Consider the following 7545-nt stretch of genomic DNA (forward strand, 5'->3'; position numbering starts at 1 on the left):
TGAAGACCCCGGCAGCCACAATCAAGAAACTGGAAGAGCTTTACAAAGTTTTCGATTCCGTCATTAAATTCATGGTGATCAAGCTCGGGCCAAAGCAGGTCAAGGCGCTGGAAGCTGCTCAGGCTGCGGCAGAGGCTGCTGCCCAGGTTGCTGCTCAGGCCGCCGTTGAAGCAGAGCAGGCAGCGAAAGAGGCCTAGATGTTTAACAAGGTCATACTCATAGGCAATCTCACCAAGGATCCTGAACTCAGGTATACGCCAAAGGGAACGCCGGTATGCACCTTGAGGCTTGCCTCTACCACGCGGTATAAGTCAGGCGACAGCATGAAGGACGACACGCTCTTCATTAATGTTGTCGTATGGGGTAAGCAGGGCGAGACCGCAGCACAGTATCTTGCAAAAGGCAAATCTGTCCTTGTTGAAGGCAGACTGCAGGAGCAGCGCTGGGAGACTGACGGTCAGCAGAAGTCGCGGTTTGAGGTCGTTGCGCAGGGAGTCCGTTTTCTGAGCAGGAAGGATGAGGCAGGTTCTCACGACAGCAGTGCCTCTGATGACTTTGCCCCTCCCCCCGACGAGACGACGGACCTTGAGCCGTTCTAAGAAAATAACGACTGTATTTAATAAAAAGGAGATACCATGGCAGCACCACAGAAAAGGTTCCAGAGAAGAAAGTTCTGCAGATTTTGCTCTGAGAAGGTAGATTTCGTAGATTACAAGGATATCAAGTTCCTCAGAGGCTATCTCACGGAGAGAGGCAAGATTCTTACCCGCCGCATGACCGGAACGTGTGCGCGCCACCAGAGGGTGCTGAGCGAGGCGATCATGAGGGCACGGAGTATCGCGCTCATTTCCTTTATCGAGAGATAAGATGCGCATACCGAAATCATGGGTTCCGATCATGGCAAAGAAGATTATCGAAAATCTTACTGCCAAAGAGATGATCATCCCGAAGATCCCTGTTGAAAAGCTTATCGAACAGGCGGATGTGATCATCCTTGAGGAACTCATGCTTGAGGACAGACTGAACAACGAGGTGCGGGAACTCCTGAAGAAGCACGAGACTGATATCGAGCGCAATCGGATGGACTACCGCAGACTTTTTGAGTTGACCAAACAGAAATTGGTGAAGGAAAGGAATCTGGTCCTATGATGCTCTCTGAAGACAAGGTCTCGCATCTCAGCCATATCCTTCTGAACAAGCTGTATGACCTGGACATCATCGATATGGATGAGGAGGAAGAAGCAACGATCAGGAAGGAGATCAAGCGCACGATCGTGGGAGAACTCAAGATCGGCGAGGAGATCGACCAGATTGTCAGAAAAAAGCTCCTGTCATTCTCAAAGAAACTCGTAGAAGGTAGCGCTGAATGGGAAGTCCTCTACAACAAATATTTCAGGGAAGAGGAGACGAAAAAGGGAAGAGCTACTGGCTGAGGGGAGCATCTGTCTTTTTGCTTGTCGCGGCCTGGGCCGGCCTGCTTGTTCAATATCCTGTCCGATATCCCCGAATCTGGTTTCCGTTCACCGCAGTTGCTCTTATTGCCTGTGGTGCGTTTCACCTGCTGGCAAGAAGGCGTGAATATGCAATCGAGTTCCTCTATGCGTGCCTTCTCCTGTATGCCGGCGTAGTAGATGTTTCCGGTTCGCTCTGGCTCAAGCTTGCTTATTTCCCCTTTCTTGTCGCCCTGAACTGGTTTTACCGTCCGAACATCATCGTCCCTCTTGCGGTCCTCATACCGTTTAATGCATTAAGGTCATTTACGATAGACAGAGAAAACATTGTATGGGAAACGGTATTTTCCTTCCTTCTGATCCTTACCTCAGTGGTAGCCTCGTTTATTGTCAGCAGATTGCGCAGTGACAAGGAGAAGGCCGCTGCTGAGCTTGAGAAGATCCGGGCCGTTGCGCGGGACAAAACGCAGGACACGGAGATGGAGTCCCTCGGAAGCGACGAGCTCATATCTCATTACTTTGCATCCAGGATCAGGGCAGATGAGGATATCCAGGAATTGCTCGATGCGATAAAGCATGCAGTTTTTGCCGATTCTGCACACTTTTTTGTGCCGCATGGCGACACCTTTTCCCTGAGGTGCTCCACCGACGACAGGGGAAACATGATCATCACCGGCAAGGGCGTGATGGCGAACTGTCTGAGGGAACGGAAGCCTTTTTTCTCGGGCGAAGTTGATGAAAAGAAGATGGAAATCGGGTATATAAAGGACATACGGATCCTTTCGGTCATTGCAATGCCGGTCATGGAAGGCTCCTCACCCGTAGGACTTCTCATCGTTGATACATCACGTCACCATGCTTTCAACGAGCCTGAGCAGAAGACCGTTACAATGTTTTCCGGCCAGATTGCAAAGATACTGGAACGTGAGCGGGTGTACAATATCATCAAGCATGACATCACGGCGCTCAGGATCATAAAGGATTTCAGCTCAAGCCTTGCCGCCTCGATCCATTATGACGATGTGATCAGTAAGCTCTGTTCTTATTCCCGGCAGGCCTTTTCCGGGGATGCATTTTTTTTCGAACACGGCGTACAGGGCTTTCAGGTAAAGCATTTTCCTGGTGAAATTTCCGGGGAGGCGAAAGAGATAGATTTCCGGGGGACTCTGGCCGGTCTTGCCATAGAGAACAGGCATAAGGAGTATGTGAGTGACATGAAACAGTTTGCCCTGAAGGTGCTGCCCCCGCAGTTCAGAACTGACGACGTCCGCTCGGTGATCGCCCTGCCGCTTTTTTTTGAAGGCGGTCTGATCGGCGTTTTCGGGATGTCCTCACTGCAGAAAGAATTCCTTGACAGCAGACAGATCAGCCTTGTTGAGGTGATGTGCCATCAGGCGGCAACGTCGATTGCCAACGCCAAGATGCACGCAGAGATCGAGCGGATGGCGACCACAGACGGTCTGACCGGTCTCTGCAACCACAGGGTCTTCCAGCAGAAACTGACCGAGGAACTGAAACGGTCCGAACGCCATCAGACGCCGCTTTCCCTGCTGCTGACAGACATAGATTTTTTCAAGAAGGTGAATGATACGTATGGCCACCCTGCAGGCGACCTTGTGCTCAAGGGTGTTTCGAAGATCCTGCAGAAGGAGATTCGGGATATTGATACCGCCGCCCGCTACGGCGGCGAGGAGTTTGTCGTGATTCTGCCGGGGACGGACAGCATGGGCGCAAAGAACATTGCGGAGAGGCTGAGAAAGGCGATCATGGCAGAGACGTTTTCTCCTGATGGCAGCCCCCTGAAGGTCACTATGAGCATCGGCATTGCATCGGTGCCTGCTGATGCCCGTACCAAAGAGGAACTGATCGAAAAGACAGACCAGGCGCTTTATCATGCAAAGCATCATGGCAGAAATCAGAGCGTCAACTGGGGGATGATCCGATAAGCCTATGGACTATTTTATCTCTGAAGTGAGCGAAGCCGAAATTAAAAAAGAGCGTGCCAAAGCACGTGAGATGAGGCACTCCCCGTGGTGGAAGCGGAGGCTTGCAGAGGGCCGCTGCTACTATTGCGCCAAGGTCCTGCCGGTGCAGGAGCTGACCATGGACCATATTGTGCCGCTTGTCAGGGGCGGCAAAACGACCAGGGGGAACTGCGTGCCTGCCTGCAAGGAGTGCAATAACCAGAAAAAGCATATGCTTCCTATTGAATGGGAGGAATATCTCAATACCCTGCGGGCTGGGGACGAACTGGCTTAGAACAGGGAGCGTATTGCAACGGAACGAAGCGATATTGAACAATACAATTGACTCAATTTATTTTCAATGGGTAATATGTAAAATATTGGAGAGAGGGACCGGGGAGGACAATTTATGATAAATAAAATCGTTGTGCGCTATATAAACGGCAGAGTGGCGAAGGGCACTACCAATAATTTCCTGCCCAACAAGGATCAGTTTCACCTCATCCCGGCGGATACGGTCTCAGGTTCTGCTCCCCAAACGATTTTGCTCAGTGAGCTGAAGGCAATCTTCTTTGTGAAAGATTTTGCCGGAAATGCCAATTATCAGGACCACAAAAATCCTGAGCCGGATAAACCGATTGCAGGAAGACGGATTAAGGTTGTATTCAAAGACGGTGAGCTCCTGGTGGGTACAACACAGGGGTATCAGCCCGGCCGCCCCGGCTTTTTTCTTGTACCGACCGACCTGAATTCAAATATTGACCGGTGTTTCGTCATAGCGGCAGCGGCACAGGAAATCTCATTTGTGTCATGAGTTGACCCATCAGGCCGAAACCCCGATAAAAAAGCCTCTCCGGAAGAGCTGATCAGAAGCGAATAAGTCTGTCCCCGGTCTCATCCTTAATTACCAGTTCATCAAACCATATGGTTGAATCAGATTTTGTCCAGAGGCCGATAAAACCGTCCAAAGGTGCTTCGGTATCGTAGGCTATGAGCTGCTCCCCATTGAAGAGCCCTCTGACTGTGCGCCCCTCCAGTTCGAGGCCGAGTAGATGCCACCTGCCTGTTTCAATGGTCCGGTCGACAATTATACGCTGATAACGTTTACCGTTAATGAACTCAAACAGGATAATATTGCCCTCCAGGGCATTTGTTCTTAATACAAAATAATTTTCCCTGTCCCGAATGCCGAAGGCAATGCCGCCTGCCCGGTCGAGTCTTCCGGCACGGGGCATAATCCTGACGCTGACGCTTCCTTCTGACATCATGCTTTCTTTTACGATCGCCAGGGGAAAATAGTAATAGGCCTCGATGCTGTCGAGAAACTCATAGTAGGGGGTGCCGATGACCTTGCCCAGGGCAACCGCCAGACGTGCGGTAATTCGTCTGCTCAGGCCGGATCCGTCCTGGATGCAATATACGCTGTTATCCATGGCGAGACGCTGCCATGAACCTCCCTGGGCATAGACGTTTTGAGGCAGATCGTCTGTTCTTTTCAGAAGAAAGTCATAGTTTCCGCTAAAAAACTCATCACAGAGAATATTGATATCCTCCTGGCTTGTGAGCGTCATGTCGAGCAGCCTGCCGGAAGCGAGGAGCCGCCCCATAAGATCGAGCATCGCATCGGTCTGCTCCATGTCATAGCGGGCGAGATAGGCATCAAGGAGGTCACCTCTGACCGATACCTGAAACCCGAGCCGCTGGAGGATATTGGCCATAAGCTGAACCCTCAGCGAGCGGCCATAGTATGCCCCGGCCCCGCCGGAAAACTGCAGCGATATATAGTTCTGGGAGCTGCTGTCTCCGCAGAGCGCATCGATCGTTGCGAAATGGTATGCAAACTTCACGCTGAGGTTCAGGTAGTCGTCCGAGAGGATCGCGTAACTGTTGCCGCCTGGCTGCTCACCGAATTCAGCGGTTGCGGTTGCCGCCAGTTTTCCGGCCAGCGAACTGCTGTCAACATTCATGGTGCCCTTCCAGTTTACCCCGGGGTGGGTAAAGCCTCTCCAGAGAGCAGAAAAGGGACGGGACCTGACCTTCTGCGGGGTCACTTCCGCGCAGAAGGTCAGGCCGCCGGCAAGCCCGCCGCCAAGATCAATCAGGTAGACGCTGATAGGAAGGGTTGTGACAAGCCTGACCGCACCGGCTGCGGCTGATGAGTCCTCTGCGATGCCAAACATGGCGCGTACCGCCATCTCATGCGTGAACCTGATAATGTCGTGATAACTCCTGCATCCCTCAGCCGAGAAGTCTGGAGCCGCTGTATCGACAAGATTTAGCGGGGTGAGTCTGTCGAGAATACCACGCATCCTGCGGTGGACCGGGCTGTCCTGAATCAGGCTTCGTGAGGGTCGTATTTCATCCAGGAGTTCCTGTACGATTCCGCGATAAACAGTGGTATTGTCAGCCGACAAGGTGATGATATCACCGGTTTTAAGGCGTGTGGTAGCGTCTGCCGTGTCGACGAGGGCAGGCAGTCCGAATTCCCGGGCCACCGAGGCCATATGGCTGGTGACACTGCCGATATCGGTTATGATGCCGCGTATGATACCGGCAACCCTGGCATACTCGGGGGAGGCCGTCTTTGCCACCAGAATGGCGTCTTTTGGGACAGCATTCAGATCACTCATCGTCTGTACAACAAAAACGCTCCCTGCTGCCACACCGGGTGCTGCGGCAAGGCCAGAGGCCATAAGCACCTGGTGGCCTGCAAATTCCTTCACGGCCACTTCTCCGCTTCCCATGTCCCTGCCAATCTTCGGAGCCAGTGGCGGCAGCAGCAGCGGCCGCGACTGCAGGAGATAGAGTTCCCCCCGTCGACTTTCTGCCCACTCGACATCCTGCGGCACACCAAAAAACTGCTCCAGAAGCAGGCCGTAGTCAGCGAGCTTCAGCACGGTCTCCGCAGGCAGTGACGGGGCCGCCTGTTCATCCCCGCTGACCTTTCTCAGTTCTGTACCGCCTTCTCCCCTTGCTGCAAGCTGCCACGGTTTGTCGGCGATATGCTGCTCCTGAAGTTTCCTGCTCTGGCGGTTCACCATAAAGAGATCCGGGGAAGTGCTGCCGTTGACCAGCTGTTCACCGAGGCCCCAGAGTGCATTGATCTTTACCAGCGGCTGCCTGTCCTGCCCATGGTCCAGCGTATAGATTACGCCGCTTGCGCGTGCATCGACCATCACCACGGCTGCAACGCACATCGGTGTCTCCTGGTCCTCCAGTCCATGTTGAATGCGGTAGGCTATTGCACGGGGCGAGTATTTACTTGCAAGGACCTCACGGTATGCGTCAAAAAGCCCTTCCCTGGTGACGTTCAGCACGGTCTCATACTGACCGGCAAAGGTTGCTCCGGTATCCTCGCCCACGGCGCTGCTGCGCATGGCAACCCTTCGCTCCGGGACTGACAATGTCACGAGTTGATCAAACGCCGCCATGATTTCTGCCGCAAGGTCTTCAGGCATGCGGCCTGCGTGGATCATCTCCTGCAGCCTCCGGCAGATGACTTCATGCTCTTCTGAAGGTCCGGATGCATAGCGGGAAAGCTCTTCCTCGACAGGCCTGAGAAGATTATTCTCTTCGATAAACCTCCTGAAGCCAAAGGCGGTGATCGCAAAACCATCGGGCACCGGAAGATTGAGGGCATTCCGTATCATGGCGAGGTTTACCGCCTTGGAGCCGACCGTGCCGGTCATCTCCGGTTCGATTTCCCCGAAAGGAATCACCAGTCTTTTTGTTGTGAGGAGACAGCGTGGATTGAAGTTCTCAAAAATGGACTCATCGATGAGAGCGACCTTTTCGGAAAGCATCCCAAAATCCCTGCCGGCAAGAAGCTCCAGTGCATGTATGATGCCGTAGATTCCTTCGAGCAGGGCCTCATACTGAATCCTGACCGAGGCGAGGCTGAAGGGCTTGCCGCTGAAATAGATCTGCTCGAGGTCGGCAATCCGGCTGAGCGCTGCGTGGTTGTGGCCCAGGAGAGTCTTGAATGCCCGGTATTTCAGAGCGACACGTCCATCTGCCTGTTGAAGCGGCTGACAAATTTTTCTCTTTGTGAAGAAGGACAGCAGACGCTTCATTGTCTAAGCGCCCTTAAGGTAGCGGTCAAGCGCCTTCTGTATCTCGTTTCTGAGCGA

General features: G+C 53.0%; 9 protein-coding genes. 8 read left to right on the forward strand and 1 reads right to left on the reverse strand.

Annotation, left to right across the window (positions count from 1 at the left end):
• From HZB31_07570 to HZB31_07605, 8 genes are all read left to right on the forward strand, one after another.
• Positions 1–197: hypothetical protein (locus HZB31_07570; protein MBI5847790.1), on the forward strand; the 197-nt coding region annotated here is incomplete at its 5' end.
• Complete coding sequence (locus tag HZB31_07575; protein ID MBI5847791.1) at positions 198–599, forward strand: single-stranded DNA-binding protein; 402 nt, start codon at positions 198–200, stop codon at positions 597–599.
• A gap of 36 nt (positions 600–635) precedes the next feature.
• A complete protein-coding gene (locus HZB31_07580; protein MBI5847792.1) occupies positions 636–866 on the forward strand; it encodes a 30S ribosomal protein S18 in 231 nt (76 codons plus the stop codon).
• A 1-nt stretch (position 867) separates the two neighbouring features.
• The gene (locus tag HZB31_07585; GenBank protein ID MBI5847793.1) at positions 868–1149 is read left to right on the forward strand and encodes a DUF507 family protein; all 282 of its coding nucleotides are present in this window, start codon (positions 868–870) and stop codon (positions 1147–1149) included.
• Complete coding sequence (locus tag HZB31_07590; protein MBI5847794.1) at positions 1146–1433, forward strand: DUF507 family protein; 288 nt, start codon at positions 1146–1148, stop codon at positions 1431–1433. Before HZB31_07585 ends, HZB31_07590 begins: the two co-directional genes overlap by 4 nt.
• Positions 1367–3397: a GGDEF domain-containing protein gene (locus HZB31_07595; GenBank protein ID MBI5847795.1), complete on the forward strand. Its 2031-nt coding sequence runs from the start codon at positions 1367–1369 to the stop codon at positions 3395–3397. Before HZB31_07590 ends, HZB31_07595 begins: the two co-directional genes overlap by 67 nt.
• Positions 3398–3401: 4 nt before the next feature.
• A complete protein-coding gene (locus HZB31_07600) occupies positions 3402–3710 on the forward strand; it encodes an HNH endonuclease (GenBank protein MBI5847796.1) in 309 nt (102 codons plus the stop codon).
• Positions 3711–3824: 114 nt separating this feature from the next.
• Positions 3825–4229 (forward strand): hypothetical protein, encoded by a 405-nt coding sequence (locus HZB31_07605; protein ID MBI5847797.1) that lies wholly within the window; start codon positions 3825–3827, stop codon positions 4227–4229.
• 52 nt (positions 4230–4281) lie between these two features.
• Here the strand turns inward: HZB31_07605 and HZB31_07610 are convergent, their stop codons facing one another.
• On the reverse strand, positions 4282–7488 hold the full coding sequence (locus HZB31_07610) for a pyruvate, phosphate dikinase (GenBank protein ID MBI5847798.1): 3207 nt from the start codon (positions 7486–7488) through the stop codon (positions 4282–4284).
• Positions 7489–7545: the final 57 nt, after the last annotated feature.

It is taken from the genome of Nitrospirota bacterium (assembly GCA_016235245.1).
Taxonomy (GTDB): domain Bacteria; phylum Nitrospirota; class Thermodesulfovibrionia; order Thermodesulfovibrionales; family UBA6898; genus UBA6898.

Coding starts and splice junctions, on each gene's coding strand:
- HZB31_07575 (MBI5847791.1), top strand. CDS start 198: ATGTTTAACAAGGTCATACTCATAGGCAATCTCACCAAGGATCCTGAA.
- HZB31_07580 (MBI5847792.1), top strand. CDS start 636: ATGGCAGCACCACAGAAAAGGTTCCAGAGAAGAAAGTTCTGCAGATTT.
- HZB31_07585 (MBI5847793.1), top strand. CDS start 868: ATGCGCATACCGAAATCATGGGTTCCGATCATGGCAAAGAAGATTATC.
- HZB31_07590 (MBI5847794.1), top strand. CDS start 1,146: ATGATGCTCTCTGAAGACAAGGTCTCGCATCTCAGCCATATCCTTCTG.
- HZB31_07595 (MBI5847795.1), top strand. CDS start 1,367: ATGGGAAGTCCTCTACAACAAATATTTCAGGGAAGAGGAGACGAAAAA.
- HZB31_07600 (MBI5847796.1), top strand. CDS start 3,402: ATGGACTATTTTATCTCTGAAGTGAGCGAAGCCGAAATTAAAAAAGAG.
- HZB31_07605 (MBI5847797.1), top strand. CDS start 3,825: ATGATAAATAAAATCGTTGTGCGCTATATAAACGGCAGAGTGGCGAAG.
- HZB31_07610 (MBI5847798.1), bottom strand. CDS start 7,488: ATGAAGCGTCTGCTGTCCTTCTTCACAAAGAGAAAAATTTGTCAGCCG.